The following is a 16,825-nucleotide window of genomic DNA, read 5'->3' on the forward strand; positions in this document are numbered from 1 at the left end:
CTTCCGGACCTTCAGGCGACCTGCAAAACGCTTGTCCAGTTCCGCTTTGCTGGGTTCTGGTTTGCGGTCCCTGGGGGGTTCAGCTGGGGACTGGCTTCTGGCCCACTGCACAGCCTGTGCAATGAGGGTTTCCTGCTGTTCTTCGGTCAGGGTGCTGAAGGCTTCCTGCAAACGTTCCAGAGCGGAAGGAGCTTTCAGGGTGCTCTGTCCCAGTTTTTCTTCCACGGCTGCAGAGGGGATGCGGTAACGGGGTCTGCCCTGTGGCGTGGTACCGATTCGGACGGCTTCCAGATCCCCTTCTTTGATTTGCCTGCGAACAGTGTCATCGCTGACATGCAGCATTTTTGCAGCTTCTTGCACGGTCAGCAGGGCCATGGGTTCATGTCGGGTGTGGGTCATGACAGACCTCCTTTCTCTCCATTTTACATCAAAACACGCAAAAACCGCAAAACACGCAAGAAGCTGATGTGCTGAACCTGTCCCACCAGGACAGAAACGGAGACACCCATGTCAAAGCGTGGAAACGGCACCGGCAGCATTCAGCAACGTGGCAGCAAGTTCGTGGTCATCCTCACCCTTGGGAAAGACGAGTTGGGCAAGCAGAAAAGGGCCAGCAAACGATTTACCACACTGGAACAGGCCCAGAGATATCTGGAAGAACAAACTACTCCACCAGTGGCTGGAGAGGCAACCGCAGGAAACGAGGCCATCCTTGCCATCAATGTGCAAACCAGTGTGCTGGAGTACCTGCAGGAATGGTTGCGCCTCAGGCAGCCTCACATCAAGATCAAGACCCACCAGGAATACCACCGCATCATTCACCTGCACCTGAAGGTTTCATTGCTGGCTGACGTAACCCTGGGCAGTTTGACCCCACTCCATCTGGAACGCTTGCTGCTCGGTGAAATCACAGCAGGCAAGATCGTCAAGCATGCCAGGTGTGTTCTGCGCACCCTGAAAGCAGCGCTCAATCAGGCAGTGGACTGGAATCTCTTGAGTTTCAATCCGGTTCTGAGGGTAAAAGCTCCCAAAGTCCCTCACCAGAAAATGCAAGTCTGGACCGCTGTAGAAGTACGCACGTTTCTGGAGTGCTGCAAAGTGGAAAAACCACGCCTATACGCCCTGTTTTACCTGGCTCTTACCACAGGCCTGAGGAGGGGTGAGCTGCTGGGTTTGCACTGGCAGGATGTTGACCTGGACCGGCAAGAGTTGCAAGTGAAGTTCAGCCTGGTGCAGTGTGGAGCCAGCGCCCTGCTGGGCGACCCTAAAACTCAGGCCAGCCACCGAAGGATCATGTTGTCTATGGACACCGTGCAGGTGCTAAAAAATCACCTGGCACTGCAAGAACAGGAAGAAAAGCACTGGAAGGCCCTCAAGCCTGAAGAAAACGGGCTACTGTTTCCCTCTGCCAGAGGAGGATTTCAGCTGCCCTCTAACCTGATCAAAGTGTTCCACAAACTGATTCAATTGGCGGGGGTGCCCAGAATCAGACTGCATGACCTGCGGCACACGTCCGCTTCCCTGCTGGTTCGGCAAGGGATTCCCATCAAAGTGGTTGCAGAAAGGCTGGGACACCAGGATGCCAGCATGACCCTCAGGGTCTACACCCATGTGTACGAGGAGCAGCGAAAAGAGGCAGCTTTGACCCTGAATGATCTGCTCAAAGATCCTGCAAAACAGGCCAGATAGCAGCTTTTGGTGCTACCGGGGTGCTACCGAGGTGCTACGGGCTTCGGGTAGCACCATTTTCATTTCGAAATCCCTTGCTGTATGACCTCCCAATTTGGACGCTCCAACTACGTCACGGAGCGTTCAGACTCTGAACCCAGACCCAAACCCGAAGGCCACCCGGATCTGAGCGACAAATGGGTCGGGGCAGGACACCTGAAGGTCGGGGACAAACTCAAGCAGGCCGATGGCACCCTGGGTGAGGTCCGGTACGTCAACACCATCCAGGAAGCCCGCACCATGTACAATCTGGAGGTTGAGGAAGCCCACACATTCTTCGTCGGGACGCAGGGCTGGTTGGTGCATAATTGCGGACCAGAGGATGCAGCAGACTTCATTCTCGAGCAAGCAGCGAAGGATGGCGTTGATCTCAACGATATAGCATCAGTTACTGCCGTGTTCGATACCAAAACAGGGAAATGGTACTATGGGATCCCAAAAGAACTTTGGAGCAGCAAGCAGCATCCGAAGATCAAGGGACTTATCAATGATTCGGCGGCAAAGACTAAGCAGAAATTGCCATATCAATGCGGGAATTGTTCAGAATTCGGTGCTCTTAATAATGCTATGAATGGAGCAAATCCCGCGAGGAAGATAAACTTGCAGGATTATCAAATGTACACTTTCCAGCCAGGAGAACTGGCCTCTGGAAACATAGTTCCTAAGCCTGCATGTCCCTACTGCCAGAAGCTTGAGCCTAAAGTGGGCTCTATGTACCCCAAGAAGAAGTGAGGTGGCAATGAATAACCAAAGTGATCATTTCAATAGACTTCTAAAGAGGCTTGCTGGACATTTCTCTGGCAGAAGCTGGAGAGGTAGAGCTATTGATAGGTCTGTCGAATTCATTAAATTCCAGAATAATCAGGATTCATTTAGAGTCTATGCTGGGATGATCGTTCCGATGGATCCAGAATCCGAAATAGCACAGATTGATGAATATGTCCAGTATGTCACTAGTACCAGTGGTATGTATGATTACTTCTCCGAGATTCCTATTATTGTATTCGATTATCATATTGATGACCGACGATACCCCAGAACAGAGCGACAACAGAGATTCTCCAAGCTATTGGGAATGGAACTCGATTGTCTTGGTTATTCTGTAAAGCTTGGCTACTTTGAGGACATCCTTGCCGATGTTAACGGAATAATTTATGGCGGGGATTTCTCAAATGAAGTGTTGTATCCCATAGGAATAAACATTGATGATGCCCTCAGAAGGATACTTGATAACAATCCGCTATTTGTTGAGGATGAAAGATCTACTATAGAATTCGACAACAAGAATGGTATCTGGATCCCCCTTAGTAATGAAGAGAAAGCTAGAAGGAAATCATTATAGATCAGAAGGCCCTCCCTGCAACGGGAGGGCTTCTTCCTTTGCCCACAGCCGAAGATCCAGCCGACCTCCAGTCGGTGGAGTTCCCGGCTGTGGACTGAGGTTCAGCCGACCAGTGGTGCGATTCTGGAGAAACTTCTGGTGCTCAGGGACCAGCCAGCAAAGTCTCAGCCCCCCACTCAGACACGCTTTTGCTGGCAGAATCGAAATTGACCCCCACCATCACCACCTGTTTGCCCAGGTACTTTTCTCCGTATCCAGCCCCTTTGATCTGTTCCAGGGCTTCCTGAGCGGTGCCGTCCAGTTTGAATTCAAAAATGAACACTTGCTTCTCAAGTTCAATCACCGTGTCCATTCGCCCCTTGCTGGTTTGCACCTGACTCAGGGTGGGCAGTCCAGTCGACATCAGCATCAGGTGCATCAGGGAATTAAAAAAAGCTTCTTTCCTGGGGAAAATCTCATAGGGCACCCCGGCCAGGGTGGTGTTCACCTGGGCAAAGAAGGCATCCCAGTTCTGTTTTTCCAGAGCTGCATGCAGCCTGACCCCCAGAATTTCACTGTACTGGGGTCTTTGAATGTACTCATTGAGCAGCCCCTGGCTGAACGCCTGCCGCACTTCCTCATTGGGATACGTCAGATCGTAAAGTGTCCCGCCAGCGGTGTGTTCAATGTTTTTGATGGTCAAATAACCTGTCTGAAACATCAAACTGATCGGGCTCATCTGGTCCATGCTTGCAGTGGTCAACACCGATCCTGGAGCTGTAAAATCTTCAAATTCAAACGGAGTGTAGGCTTCTTGCCGAACCAATTTGAGCAGGAAGGTGGGGGTTCCGGTTTCGTACCAATAGCCCTTGAATCCAGGGTTTTGCAAAAAGACCAACATGCTAAAGGGGCAATACACCTTGCACTGACCATCCCAGGAATAGCCGTTGTACCAGCGCCTCACCATCTCCCAGTAAGGCGCAGGCTCCATCTTCAAGTGTTCCTGTGCCCGACCATGATGGTCAGCAAATTTTCTCTGAAGTTCTTCGCGGGTGTAGCCACATAGCTCGCTGAACCGGGGATCGAGTGTGGCGTCGTAAAGGTTGTTGAGGTCACTGAACAGGCTCAGTTTTCCAAACCTGGAAACCCCCGTCAGGATCACCAGGTGCAAGTGCTCGTCCAGCCCCTTGATGGTCCCATACACGCTTTTGAGCAGATTCTGATGCTCTTTCAGTTTCTCTGCATCGTCCAGAAAATCCACCAGGGGTTTGTCGTACTCATCGATCAGGAGCACCACTTTGCCCTTCTTGGCCAGTTGCACCACAAGGTCCTGAAACGCTTCACTGGGGCTGCTCAGGTCCAGCGTCAGACCTTGCTTCCCTGCCTCCCTCTGTAAGTGTTTGAGGATGCCTGTAGCGAGTGGCAGGCTCCTGGAGTCGATCCCCGAGAAATTCAGGTGTAGAACAGGACGTGGCTCAAAATCATGCTGGTCATGAATCCATAAACCTTCAAAGAGGTGCTTCTGACCCTCAAACAGAGCTTTGAGGGTGGTGAGGGTCAATGACTTTCCAAAACGTCTGGGACGGGAGAAAAAATAATATCCCCCCTGAACGAAAGGCATCATGTGCTGTGTCTTGTCCACATACACATAACCCCCTTCCCGGAGTTTCTGGAAGTCCTGAATGCCAATCGGAAGCTGCATGAGCCTAGTTTAACACCTCATGGTTTGCCGTTTCTCAGCGTACTTTTTCTGCCTTTCACAGGCAGAAAGTGAGTGAATCGATGAGCAGACGCAGAAAAGGAACCGGCAGCCTGGTGCACAAAGATGGACGCTGGATTGCCAGCATCACCCACAGGGACGCTCAGGGAAAGCAGATGCGAAAATCAGCCACCTTTACCTCAGCACAGCAGGCTGAAACTTGGCTGGCAGAGCATCAAAAGCCTGCAAAAGGCCTTCCGGAGCTACCAGAGGCATTTGATCTCCAACTCCATGACCTCCAGCACATGACCCTGGGAACCTTCCTGGAAACCTGGCTGAAGGTGAAGAAGCACCGGGTGAAGGCCAAGACCTGGTTGGACTACGAACGGATGGTTCGGCTCCATTTACTTTCCTTGCAGGTCAGTGGGCTGCACTTGAAGGGGCTCAGTCCTCTCCACCTGGAGGGGGTGATGCTCTCGCTCATTTCCAAAGGGTCCAGTCCGGCCCTGCTGAAAGCTGCCCTGAGGGTACTCAAAGTGGCCCTGGGACAGGCAGTAGACTGGCAACTCCTTACCTGGAACCCAGCGTCGCGCATCAAAGCTCCACTGAAGGGTCAACGGGAAATGCAGGTCTGGACCGCTGAACAGACCTCTGCTTTCTTGAACTTTTGCCAGCAGCACGCCCCGGCAAGGTATGCCCTGTTTCACCTGGCGATCACTTCTGGCATGCGGCGAGGTGAACTGCTGGGATTGCACTGGCAGGACATTGATTTCGCCCGGGGTGAATTGTGGGTAACCTGCAGCCTGGTGCAGGAAGGGTCCAGAGCTGTTTTGAGTGATCCCAAAACCCTGAGCAGCAAACGCAGAATTGTGCTTGCTGAGGACACCCTGCAGGTGTTGCAAGACCACCGAAGAATGCAAAAAGAGGCACCTTCGAAGAAAGAACCACAGCAGGCTGGAGAAGAGGGCCTGGTGTTTCCTTCAAAGAGGGGAACATTTCAGGTGCCCAACAACCTGCTCAAAATCTTCAAGAAATTGATGGTGGCAGCCGGGGTGCCAATGATTCGGTTTCATGACCTGCGGCACACAGCAGCCTCTTTGCTGGTGCGTCATGGGGTGCCGATCAAGGTGGTAGCAGAACGGCTGGGCCACAAGGATGCCAGCTTGACCCTGCGGGTGTACACGCATGTGTACGAAGAACAGCGTCGGGAAGGGGCTTTGCCCCTGAAAACCCTCCTGGCTGAGAAGCCCCGAGGGTAGCCCTGAGGGAAATGTTTATCGGTCTATATCTACGGTTTATGCAAGCAGATAGACGTTTTTTTGGCTGGAACTTCAACGTTCCAGCCGTGAATTCTGAATCTGCACCCTCTTTCTACGTCATGGGGTGTTCAAGCATCATCTGAAGAATCTTCAGGTTCTTCCCAGTCCACTTCATTGCAGGGCTTTGACGCAGCCTGCAATTCCCCCTGGTTATCCATGTACTTCAGGGTCAACCAGATGGCCTCTTCTGAAAGGCTGGACAGAAAAATAACCTCGGGAATGTAAAGGTGGCTGAAGAGCTGTCCCGTGCTGGTCTGAAGCACCTCATCTCCTGTGGGACGACCCACCTCCATTTTGCTCGCCAGCAGACGAACCAGATACTGAGGTGTTGCGCAATAACACCACCTCCAACTGCCATCGGAGAATTCCAGATTGACCTCAATCAGGTCATCCAGAGGATTTGAAATGGGGTATTGCAAGTGGACTTTTTCAAGCAGGACAGCCGTTCCACCAGTCAGGTCAAAGTTGCTGGTCTGGTACCACTGGTGCCGATCATTGTCCCCCTTGAGGCGCAGGCAAGACCCATCAGGTTTTACCTTTAAAACCTGGTATTTTTTGCCTTTGGTCAGGGTACCCGGTCGATTGCCAGTCCGGACACACGTCACCCAGTTCCCTACCCATTCATCCATGCCCAGCTCCTGGTAAGCATCCAACACACGTTTTCATCCTCCTACAGAACCAGAAAAAGCCCTTGAACCTTGTTGGCGAGCTGATCAAGTTCCAGATGCTGTCCTTCATCCCACACGGCACTGAGCTGTAGGCCTGTGCCAGCCCGGATCACCAGGGTCATGCGAGTGCCATCCACCATGGCATGGTTTTGGGTGACCACTGGAAATGTCACCAGGCTGGTCTTCAAGCTCTCCAGCAAAGCTCTGCCTGCATCAACTGGCAGCTCTGCACGCTTTTCTTCCAAAGTTGGAGACCATTCCCTGGGTTTGTAGCGTTCCCGGAGGCGTTCCTGTCCTGACAGTCCATCGTAGTACTGCTCCATGCGTTCCATGTCATAGGCCAGATCCCAGTACCGGCACCTGCCCTCAAAGACGTCCTGGCCGTCCCAAAGCACATCAAACCGCTCATGTCGCTCAAAACTGGGCTCGCGGATCACGGTGAGCACCCAGGACAGCGGTGCCTCCATGTCTTCTCGCAAAAAACGCTCTACTTGAGGCATCAAATGGTGAAAATTTTTCCGTTGAATGTCCATGTGACCCCATAAGTCCTTGCACCAGTATAGGAAGCTTCTTCCTGCTCAACAGCTGACCTTATGGCGTAGCAGGTGGCTGAGGGGAACGGAGAAACGACCTATTCCGAAGGGTCTGGAGGCACCGTGTCGAACAAATCCAGAGCATCCTGGTAGGCATACTGTCTTGCCCAGTCCCGGGCACTTTTTCCAAACTGATTTTGCCGCTCAGGATCTGCACCCCGACTGATCAGCAACCGGATCAGGTCCAGGGTGGGTTCTTCTCCTGCTTGCCATGCGCCATCACAGGTGATGTCCACTGCGTGCTGCACAGCAGTACAGCCATAGCTCATGGTGTTCGGGTCTGCTCCAGCATCCAGCAGCATCTGGGTGATTTCCAGGTTGTCCTGCTCGATGGCCACATGCAGGGCGGTACCGTGAGCTTCATCCAAGAATTGGTTCACGTCGACCCCAGCACCCAGAATAAAACGCACCGCCTCGATGTCCTGCTGCCAGGCTGCTTCATACAAAGCTGCAGCCAGCTCTAGGGGATCTGCCTGTTTTCCAGCCAGCACTTCTTTGAGGTTTCGTTCCCTGGCTCTGATCATGTCCTGGTCCATTTTCAATCCCCCTGCAACGTGGCACATGGGCACCCTCTCGCCTTCAGGATAAACCATTTGCAGATCTCTCAGAGGGCACTTTTGCCATGATGGAACCCTCATGACTCAGAACCCTGTTGATCCCGCTGTCCAGACCAGATCACCCCTTCCTCCCACCCAGTTGCTGACTTCCACCCAGCGGCACGAGTTCCTGAAGTTCCCAGAGCTGGACGACTTCCTGCTTGGCAGGCACTACCAGCTCCTCCGCTCCGACTTGCAGGTCATTCAGCAGGCAAAGACACCTTCTGAGCAACTCGGGCTGGGGGTTTTGATCACGGTGATGCGTCACCTGGGCCGCAATGCCCTACACATGATGGTCCCAGAGGTGGTGTTGCAGGAGGTCGCAGGCCAGATTGGATGTCAAGCAGCGGATTACGGCACCTACCTGATCCACTGCAAGAAGCAGCACCGCCCCCATGTGCAGCGGGTCAAAGAACACCTGGGCTTCGAGTCGTTTGGGATTCACCACAGAAGGGATTTGCTGGACCTGCTCTACCAGAAAACCCGCCACATCGACAACGCCTTTCCCCTGATGGCAGAGCTGCTGCCATTGTTGGTGGAGAAGCGAATCCTGATGCCAAAAATCACCGTGCTGGAAGGGATGATCACCGAAGCGTTACAGTATGCCCGGCAGTTTGCCTTTCAGCTCCTCAACTTCACCCTCCGGGAAACAGACTTTCAGCAACTGGAAGCCGTGTTGGAACCCGACCCCGAATACCGCAACGGACTGGGCACCCGGCTGGGGTGGCTCAGGGAGACCCACACCCAGGCCAGCGTCAGCACCATGCTGGAGAACTTGAAGCGGCTGGAGGAGCTCAGGAAGCTCCCTTTGCCGTGGCAGCCCAGCACTTTCATTGCCAGGAACCGGCTGGAGAAGCTCACCCGGGAATCCAGGGTGCTGGAAACCTACCAGCTCAGGGATTTCGAGCCGGTCCGTCGGACAGCCACCCTCAGCGTGATGCTGATGGACCTGGAGCGGACCCTGACCGACCGGGTGCTGGAAGACCACCGCAAACTGATGCTGGGCGTGTTCAACAAGTGTGAAACGGACCACCTGAAAAGCATCCTGCAGGCCAGGGAACCGATCCTGGAATCCCTAAATTTGACCTACACCATCGGGAAAATCCTGTTGGAAGCCAAACAGACCGGCGAGAACCCTCTGCCGAAGATAGAGGGGCTGGTCAAATGGGAAGACCTGATCCGGGTCATGGATGAGGGCCAGAAGATCACCGAAACCCAGGTGCTGGACAGTTAACACCTGCTCCCGAAGCAATACACCAAACTGCGGAAGTACACCCCTGCCTTTCTGGATGCCTTCAGGTTCCAGGCCACCCCCAGCCACCAGGATGTGCTGAAAGCCATCGACCTCCTGAGGGGCCTGAACAGCAACCCGGAGACCAGAAACAAGCGCAAGCTCACGGACCCTGTCCCGGTGTCGTTTGTGCGGGGTCGCTTTGAGAAGTTCGTGTTCGAGAAGAATGGGGTGAACCGCACCTACTACGAGATGTGCGTGCTGGATGTGCTCTCCGATCGCCTGAGGTCCGGGGATGTCTTTGTGGAGAAGAGCCGCAAGTTCTGCGACTTTGAAGATTACCTGTTGCCGAAAGACAGCTGGCAGAACCAGCTCAGGACCTTCCCCCTGTTGGTGGAATCCCGCTTCTCTGATTTCTGGGCGGAGCGGGGCCCGCTCCTGCGGGAAGACCTGGTGGCGGTAAATGAGGCATTGGAGGCAGGTTTGCTGCCCGAGGTGCGTCTTGAAGAGGGCACGGTGGTGGTGGAACCCATCAAACGGGATGTGGAGCTGGCAGACCTGGCCGAGAAATGGTCAACGTTTCTGTACTCGTTCTTCCCACAGGTCAAAATCACCGACCTTCTGCTGGAGGTGGAAAACTGGATCCATCTCTCGAAGGTCTTCACCCACATGACCCAGGGGAACACGGTCGAAGACGTGCACATGCTGTTCAGCGTGATTCTGGCGGAGGGCACCAACCTGGGTCTGGAAAAGATGGCCCGTGCCTCCAACCACAACGAGGTGAAAAAGCTGATCTGGATGCATGAGTGGTATGTCAGAGAAGACACGTACCTGGCGGCCCTTTCAGAACTCACCAACTTTCAGCACGCCCAGCCCCTTTCACTGCACTGGGGACCGGGCACCCATTCTTCTTCGGATGGCCAGCGTTTCAAGACCACCCAGAAAGCAGAAGGTACAGGAACCTTCAACCGCAGGTATGGCCGGGAACCCGGGGTGACCTTCTACACCCACGTTTCTGACCAATATTCCCCCTTCTTTGTCAAAGTCATTGCCAGCACCGACCGGGACGCTTTGCACATCCTGGATGGCCTCCTGTACCACCAGAGCGACCTGCGCATTGAAGAACACACCACCGACACCCACGGGTTCACGGACGCTGTTTTCGCGATCACCCACTTGCTGGGGTTCCGCTTCACTCCCAGGATCAAAGGCATGCGGGACCACAAGATCTTCACCCCGGAGAAAATGACTTTCACCTCCCTGCAGGGCACGGTGGGAGGCAAACTGGACCTGCAACTGATCGAGGAAAACTGGCAGGAGATCCTGCGGGTGGTCACCTCCATCCGGACAGGCCATGTGACGGCCTCTGCCATTCTGGCGAAGCTGACCTCGTTCAGCTGCAAAAACAGCCTCTTCAGAGCCATCACCGAATTGGGGAAGTACTACCGCACCCTGTTTATGCTGTCCTGGTGGAAGGACCCTGAGCTGCGGCGCAGGGCGAACTGGAACCTGAACAAAGGGGAGGCCCTCAACAAACTGAAGAAGGTGCTGTTCTTCAACAACCTGGGGGAAGTGCGGAACCTGAGCTTCGCAGGGCAGACCAAGCGGGCCAGTGGGTTGAACCTGCTGGCGGCGATCATCTCAGCGTGGAACACCGTGTATCTGCAGCGGGTGATTGACCATCTGGCCAGCGAAGGGATCAAGGTGCCGGAAGAGGTCCTCAAACGGGTTTCACCGCTGGGGTATGAGCACCTGATTTTGACGGGGGATTACGTGTGGCGGTCGGAGAATCTCCCTGCAGCGGGGAGTTTCCGTTCTCTGGTGGGTCAAAAGTCGACAATGGAGCGGGTACCGAAACCCGTTCGGAAATAAAAGTCCGGTAAAGGGTGGGGTTTTGACGGGTTTCCGTACCATCAAAACAAGCGGAATTGCATCCCAGACGGAAAAAGGGTGAGTGCCTTTAATCTTGGCATTCACCCTACTTGCTGACCAGCACCAGCAACCCTCTGGCGCACACCGAGTAGACGCTGCCCTGGACCCCCACATTGGTGGTGGCATTCAGGTCCACCTGACTGGCCCCTTCAGCCCAGGTGCAGGTGTCGGTGACCCAGTGCCAGTTTTTGCCACTTCCAGGGTAAGGCAGGGTGAAATTCACCTGATCGGACCAGCCGTTGTAGGCCACATAGATTCCCGTGATGGCGGTTTCTCCGAACTCGCTGGCATCAATCCGGTAAGCGAAAGCATTCTGGCTGGCATCGTCCAGAAAAGCGCTGTCTGCAACAGTCCCATCTGCCTTGAAGGTCTGGTGTTGTTCCAGCCCGTTGCCGTTGTTGTCGGTGAAACCGTAAAAGTTGGCAGGACGCAGGGCAGGGTGGGCTTTCCTGAACTGAATCATGTTCTGGGTGAAGGTTTTGAAGTTCTGCTGGTCGCTGGAAAGGGTGTAATTCAGCCAGTTGGCGACCGAATCCAGGTTGTAAGCGTTGTTGTTGCACCCCTGGCTGCGCAGGAATTCATCTCCACCCGTGAACATGGGGGTTCCAGCGCTCAGCATCATCAGGGCCATGGCGTTTCGGGCAGCTTTGCGCTGGTCGGTGGCAATGTTGCCCTGGTCCCAGCTGTCGTTGTGATTTTCGCCGCCATCGCTGGGGCCATTGGGCCAGGCCTGATCGTTGTTTTTGCCGTTGCAGGAATACACGTCTTTGAGGGTCAGGCCGTCGTGTGCAGCCACATAATTGATGCTGTTCCAGGGTTTGCGGCCATCGTCCTGAAAGAGGTCCGCTGAACCTGCAAACCGTCTGGAGAGCATGCCAGGGGTGATGTTTTCAGAGCCCAATTTGTTCTGGTCTTTTCTGAGGTGGTCGCGGTACTGTCCGTTCCATTCGCTCCAGCCCCAGGGGAAGTTGCCCACCTGGTAGGTGCCGTCTCCCACCGCCCAGGGTTCGGCAATCAAATCCACCCCATTTCCACCTGTTTCGGGCCGGGTGGGAATGCTGGCCACAATTTTGTTCAGCGCAGTTCCAGCATCCAGTTTGTCGTATTTGTAGCAGCCCACCTCACAGCTGTTGCCCAGCACAGAGGCGAGGTCAAAACGGAAGCCATCCACACCCATTTCGTCTTTCCAGTAGGCCAGGGAGTCGATGATCAACTGCTGGGCCACCGGGTGGTGGGTGTTGAAGGTGTTGCCCGTGGCGGTCACATCCAGGTAGCCCTGTTTGTCGTCGGTCAGCACGTAATAGGCACTGTTGTCCAGACCCCGGTAATTGTTGATGGGAGCGGTGTCTGCCCTGCCCCAGGTGCCGCCTTCTCCGGTGTGGTTGTAAACCATGTCCAGGATCACTTTGATTCCCCGGTCATGCAAGGCTTTGACCATCTCTTTGAATTCGCGGGTGGGTTCACCTGGAAGGGTGTTACAGCTGTATTTGCGGTCTGGTGCGAAGTAGTTCAGGTGCCAGTAGCCCCAGTAGTTGTCGCCACTGGTGCTGGTGGCAGAGCGGCTGGAGGTTGCATCGTTCACGTCGTTGCTGTCGTTGTCGGTGTCCTGCACGGGCAGGAACTCCACGGCGGTGATGCCCAGGGTTTTCAGGTATTCGGCATTCTGGGTGACCCCGTAGTAAGTGCCTTTGCAACTGGGAACGCCAGAATTCCCTTTGGTGAACCCGGCCAGATGCACTTCATAGACGATGTCGTCTTTGAGGGCACGGGTGGGTTTGGTGCCATAACTGCTGGTGTCGGTGTTCAGCACGATGCCTTTGGGGGCCACCCTGCCCGAGTCCTCGTAGCGGTGGTCCGGGCCAGAAGCGTAGGCAAAATCCAGGTAATTGCCCGATGTGGTGCTGTGCTGGTCATGGCTGACCTCCAGCGCATAAGGGTCCAGCAGGAGTTTGTTGGGGTTGAAACGGTTGCCTTGTGCATCCACATCCGAGACAAAACCAGCACCACTGCCTCTGGTCCAGTTCGGATCGTAATTCCAGTTGGGACCCCAGGCGCGGTAACCGTAGTACACCGCGCCTGTGATGCCTGCAGCATTCAGGCTGGAAACAGGCACTGTGACTTTCCAGAAATGCCCGTCCTGATTCAGGGTGTACCTGGTGTTTTCATCGGTGCCAGCGGGATTTGCATACAGGTACACTTCCATGTGGGTGGCCCGCGAAGACCACACCCGGAAGGTGATGTGGGTGGTGCCGGTGTTGTTGCCCGTGGAATCGGTGTAGCGCGCGCCCATTCCTGTGGGGTTCAGAAACTGGGTTTTCACTTCGCTGGGAGGGGTGGGGGTGGAGCAGGCGGCAAGGGACAGCATCAGAGACAAACCGAGAACAAAGTATCGCATCAATACGCTCCTGGATTGGCTGCCTTGCTGAAAGGGAACAGAAAGACCTTCCCTTTGAGGGGCAGCCTGGGTTTTTTGGATCAGGGTCACCTTAGCACCAAAAGGAAGCGGTTCCAACACGTGACCATGCAATTGTCTAGGTGGATTTGTTTACAGAAAAGCTTCGTCTCGGTCGAAAAAAGCTGTGTTTTTGCGTTTCATCGGTTGTTTTTGAGGGGTCTTCCAGGGCGGACAAGGGGCACCCCAGAGAAAACCCCTGCTTGACAGCAGGGGTGGCCTGACCTACAGTGAAATCCATGACCCATGGCAACGATTCCATGAGAAAACATCCCTTTCGGGAAGGAGATCCAGTACCATGAAAACAACATGGCCAAAATCACCATCAAAGACGTTGCCAGACACGCCGGAGTGCAACCCAGCACGGTGTCACGGGCCATCAACAACCACCCCAACATCCTTCCGGAAACCAAAGCCCGCATTCTGAACACCATTCAGGAGCTCGGTTACGTGCCGGACCGGGCCGCCAAGAACTTCCGCACCGGAAAGACCCGCAGCATCAGCGTGATCCTGCCCATCACCGGAAGTGATTTTTACAACCGCCTGCTCAACAGCATCGACGAAACCTTAGAAGAATACGAATACGACGCTGGCGTTTACCCCCTGCTCTCTGAGCGCCGACTGTCCCGTTACCAGGACCCCTCCGCCCTCCCCTACCACACCGACGGTCTGGTGTTCGCCTCCCTGAACCCCAACCACCTGTACGAAAACCTCTTCAGCATTCAGGGTTTGCCCGCAGTGGTGCTGGACATTTCCACCCCCAATTTCGACAACGTGACCATCAACAACGAACTCGGTGGCTACCTTGCTGGAATGCACCTGCAGGAACGCCCGGCTGAAACTTTCGTGATCAACGTGGAAGAACTTTTTGACACCCCTTTCACCAGCGGGGTTTTTGCCCAGCGGGTCAAAGGCTTCCAGAAAGCCCAGCAAGAAGCGGGCCTCCGCTTCGAGGAAGACCAGCTGTACACCAGTGCCTTCACCATGCGCAGTGTGCGTGAAACCGCCCGCCTGTTGTTGCAAGAACGCAAAGGCAAAATCAATGTGTTCACCACCTGTGATTTCTTTGCCTACGGCCTCATCGAAGAAGTGCGTCTGGCCGGACTGACCCTCGGAGACGATGTGCGGATTGTGGGCTTTGACGACGAACCGCAGGCGCAGGACCTGGGCCTCACCACCCTGCACCAGCCCGTGGAAGAAATGGGTCACACCCTGGCCCAGATGCTGATGGAACGCATCGAAAACCCGGATTTGCCTGTGCGCAGCGTGCAGTTTGAGCCCATCCTGAAAGTTCGCAGCACCACCTGAGCAGCACCACCTGAGTTGACCAAGCTCAAAATTCAATTCATCCCCAGGAACCTCACAGAGGTTCTGGCCCCTTTTCATGCCCCAAGGAGCACCATGACCCCCAACTGGATTCAGGACGCCATCTTCTACCAGATCTTTCCAGACCGCTTCTGCAACAGTGGTTCCAGCCTCAATCCGAGAGACACAGTGCCCTGGAACAGCGCACCGCAAGGTCACACCTTCACCGGAGGGGACCTGAAAGGCATCCAGAGCAAACTGCAGCACATCGCAAACCTGGGATGCACAGCCATTTACCTCAACCCCATCTTCAAAGCGGGCACCAACCACCGCTACGACACCGAAGATTACTTCCTGATTGACCCCGCACTGGGAACGCTGCAGGACTTCAAGGACTTGCTGGACGCCGCCCACCAGCTGAATCTGAAAGTCATTCTGGATGGGGTTTTCAACCACTGCAGCACTCTGTTTGCCCCTTTTCAGGATTTGCTTCAACACGGCGAGGAATCCAGGTACCGCCACTGGTTCACGCCCTACAGTTTTCCCCTCACCCACACCCCTTACGCCAATTACGCCACCTTTGGCAACCACGGCAGCATGCCGAGACTCAACACCAGTGAGAAAGACGTGCAGGATTACTTCATTCAGGTGACCCTGTACTGGCTGTCTCTGGGTGTGAACGGCTGGCGCATGGATGTGGCCTTCGAGGCCGATTTCTTGCTCTGGCAGCGCCTGCGCGAAGCCGTCAAATCCCAGTACCCCGAAGCTTACCTGGTGGCCGAAGAATGGCGGGACCCCTTCTCTTACCTGCAAGGTGACACTTTCGATGGCGTGATGCACTACACCCTCAAGGATCTGTGGTTCGGGCTGGCTGTGCATGACGGGATCAATGCACAGGCTTTTGTGCAGGCTGTGCAGACCCTCAGAAACCGCCTGCCTGCAGCGCACGAAAAGGCCATGCTGACCCTGCTGGGCTCCCACGACACCCCCCGCGTGCTCACCGAGGCCAGAGACAGAGAGCAGACTGTCAAACTGCTTTACACCCTGCTGATGACTTTTCCTGGTGCACCCATGGTCTATTACGGAGACGAGGTGGGCCTGAACGGGGGCCACGATCCAGCATGCCGCAAAGGCATGGTCTGGCAGGAAGAACACTGGAACAGAAGCCTGTACCAGCACATTGCTTCCCTGATCCAGCTTCGCAAGACCCAGCCAGAATTGCGACAGGGCACCCTGGAATTCCTGCACGCCGATGACCGGGTGGTGTGGTACCGCCGCACCGAAAACGGCCAGAGCACCTACGTGTTGATCAACTGCACCCACATGGAACGGGACATCACCCTGCCTTTTGACGCTCCAGACCAGACCCTGATGGAAAGCCTCACTGGATGCAGTTTTTCCGTGCGCAATGGCAAACTCCACCTCAGGAGCCTGGCCCCTCGCACATCGCTGGTGTTCACTGAAGTGAAGTCTGAGACGCCTGCAAATCCCGTGCTGGTTTAATGTCCATTCAAGAAAGAAGCAGCCAGCAAAACAGGACTGGCTGCGAAAACCAGGTGGATGCAGTGGGTTTGCGTGAATGGCGCCTCATCTGACTGAAGATTGGACGTGGTACAATTGAGTCATGAGTGAATCTGTTCTTGAGCGTGCCAAACGAGAATTTTTACGGGGAACAGGATTCAACAGTCCAGATCAGGCCATTTCATCGGGACTCAGAACCGTTGAAGAGTGGTCTGTTTGCCTGGACCGCTGCCGCGATGAAGCCGCAGAACTCAAGCACCCCACGCAACCCCTCAGAAAAACCCCGTTCAGGTCCAGAAGCACCCGAGCGTGAACCTTTATCAAAAAAGGCAGAACCCCAGGTTCTGCCTTTTTTGATGCCTTTATGCCTCTGGTTTCGCTCTGGGCACTTCGGGGTTTTGCACAAACTCGGTGGGGTCGAGTTCATCAAAGCCAATTTCTTTCTCGTACTGCTGGATTT

Annotated in this window: 15 protein-coding genes; 9 read left to right on the forward strand and 6 right to left on the reverse strand. The window is 54.8% G+C overall.

Going from position 1 to position 16,825, the window contains the following annotated elements:
• On the reverse strand, positions 1-399 hold a 399-nt coding region (locus IEY52_RS25725; RefSeq protein WP_189009290.1), incomplete at its 3' end, for a helix-turn-helix domain-containing protein.
• Between the two features lie 108 nt (positions 400-507).
• Here IEY52_RS25725 and IEY52_RS25730 point away from each other — a divergent pair.
• From IEY52_RS25730 to IEY52_RS25740, 3 genes are all read left to right on the forward strand, one after another.
• A complete protein-coding gene (locus IEY52_RS25730) occupies positions 508-1,689 on the forward strand; it encodes a tyrosine-type recombinase/integrase (protein ID WP_189009293.1) in 1,182 nt (393 codons plus the stop codon).
• Positions 1,690-1,770: 81 nt separating this feature from the next.
• On the forward strand, positions 1,771-2,460 hold the full coding sequence (locus IEY52_RS25735) for a polymorphic toxin-type HINT domain-containing protein (protein WP_189009296.1): 690 nt from the start codon (positions 1,771-1,773) through the stop codon (positions 2,458-2,460).
• A 7-nt stretch (positions 2,461-2,467) separates the two neighbouring features.
• Positions 2,468-3,070 (forward strand): hypothetical protein, encoded by a 603-nt coding sequence (locus tag IEY52_RS25740; RefSeq protein WP_189009299.1) that lies wholly within the window; start codon positions 2,468-2,470, stop codon positions 3,068-3,070.
• A gap of 142 nt (positions 3,071-3,212) precedes the next feature.
• On the opposite strand, the gene IEY52_RS25745 is transcribed toward IEY52_RS25740, so the two are convergent.
• On the reverse strand, positions 3,213-4,751 hold the full coding sequence (locus tag IEY52_RS25745) for a PD-(D/E)XK nuclease domain-containing ATP-binding protein (RefSeq protein WP_189009302.1): 1,539 nt from the start codon (positions 4,749-4,751) through the stop codon (positions 3,213-3,215).
• Positions 4,752-5,053: 302 nt separating this feature from the next.
• On the opposite strand from IEY52_RS25745, the gene IEY52_RS25750 reads away from it, so the two are divergent.
• Positions 5,054-6,007 carry a tyrosine-type recombinase/integrase gene (locus tag IEY52_RS25750; RefSeq protein ID WP_189009305.1) on the forward strand — a complete coding sequence of 318 codons (954 nt, stop codon included), beginning with the start codon at positions 5,054-5,056 and terminating at the stop codon, positions 6,005-6,007.
• A gap of 128 nt (positions 6,008-6,135) precedes the next feature.
• Here the strand turns inward: IEY52_RS25750 and IEY52_RS25755 are convergent, their stop codons facing one another.
• The 3 genes from IEY52_RS25755 to IEY52_RS25765 form a co-directional block, all read right to left on the reverse strand.
• Positions 6,136-6,696 (reverse strand): hypothetical protein, encoded by a 561-nt coding sequence (locus IEY52_RS25755; protein WP_189009308.1) that lies wholly within the window; start codon positions 6,694-6,696, stop codon positions 6,136-6,138.
• 41 nt (positions 6,697-6,737) lie between these two features.
• Positions 6,738-7,202: a hypothetical protein gene (locus IEY52_RS25760; protein ID WP_189009311.1), complete on the reverse strand. Its 465-nt coding sequence runs from the start codon at positions 7,200-7,202 to the stop codon at positions 6,738-6,740.
• 164 nt (positions 7,203-7,366) lie between these two features.
• A complete protein-coding gene (locus tag IEY52_RS25765; RefSeq protein WP_189009314.1) occupies positions 7,367-7,852 on the reverse strand; it encodes an ankyrin repeat domain-containing protein in 486 nt (161 codons plus the stop codon).
• A gap of 112 nt (positions 7,853-7,964) precedes the next feature.
• Between IEY52_RS25765 and IEY52_RS25770 the strand changes: the two genes are divergently transcribed.
• Together IEY52_RS25770 and IEY52_RS25775 are read left to right on the forward strand one after the other, a co-directional pair.
• A complete protein-coding gene (locus IEY52_RS25770) occupies positions 7,965-9,158 on the forward strand; it encodes a DUF4158 domain-containing protein (protein WP_189009317.1) in 1,194 nt (397 codons plus the stop codon).
• Between the two features lie 3 nt (positions 9,159-9,161).
• The gene (locus tag IEY52_RS25775; protein WP_189009332.1) at positions 9,162-11,027 is read left to right on the forward strand and encodes a Tn3 family transposase; all 1,866 of its coding nucleotides are present in this window, start codon (positions 9,162-9,164) and stop codon (positions 11,025-11,027) included.
• A gap of 106 nt (positions 11,028-11,133) precedes the next feature.
• Here the strand turns inward: IEY52_RS25775 and IEY52_RS25780 are convergent, their stop codons facing one another.
• Positions 11,134-13,482 carry an isoamylase gene (locus IEY52_RS25780; RefSeq protein ID WP_189009320.1) on the reverse strand — a complete coding sequence of 783 codons (2,349 nt, stop codon included), beginning with the start codon at positions 13,480-13,482 and terminating at the stop codon, positions 11,134-11,136.
• A gap of 366 nt (positions 13,483-13,848) precedes the next feature.
• On the opposite strand from IEY52_RS25780, the gene IEY52_RS25785 reads away from it, so the two are divergent.
• The 3 genes from IEY52_RS25785 to IEY52_RS25795 all read left to right on the forward strand — a co-directional run bounded on the left by IEY52_RS25785 (position 13,849) and on the right by IEY52_RS25795 (position 16,678).
• Positions 13,849-14,847 (forward strand): LacI family DNA-binding transcriptional regulator, encoded by a 999-nt coding sequence (locus tag IEY52_RS25785; RefSeq protein WP_189009323.1) that lies wholly within the window; start codon positions 13,849-13,851, stop codon positions 14,845-14,847.
• Between the two features lie 93 nt (positions 14,848-14,940).
• Positions 14,941-16,347 carry a glycoside hydrolase family 13 protein gene (locus IEY52_RS25790; RefSeq protein ID WP_189009326.1) on the forward strand — a complete coding sequence of 469 codons (1,407 nt, stop codon included), beginning with the start codon at positions 14,941-14,943 and terminating at the stop codon, positions 16,345-16,347.
• A gap of 121 nt (positions 16,348-16,468) precedes the next feature.
• Positions 16,469-16,678, forward strand: a complete 210-nt coding sequence (locus IEY52_RS25795; protein WP_189009329.1) for a hypothetical protein — start codon at positions 16,469-16,471, stop codon at positions 16,676-16,678.
• The last annotated feature ends 147 nt before the right edge of the window (positions 16,679-16,825 follow it).

The sequence above is a fragment of the Deinococcus roseus genome (assembly GCF_014646895.1).
Classification (GTDB): Bacteria; Deinococcota; Deinococci; order Deinococcales; family Deinococcaceae; genus Deinococcus_C; species Deinococcus_C roseus.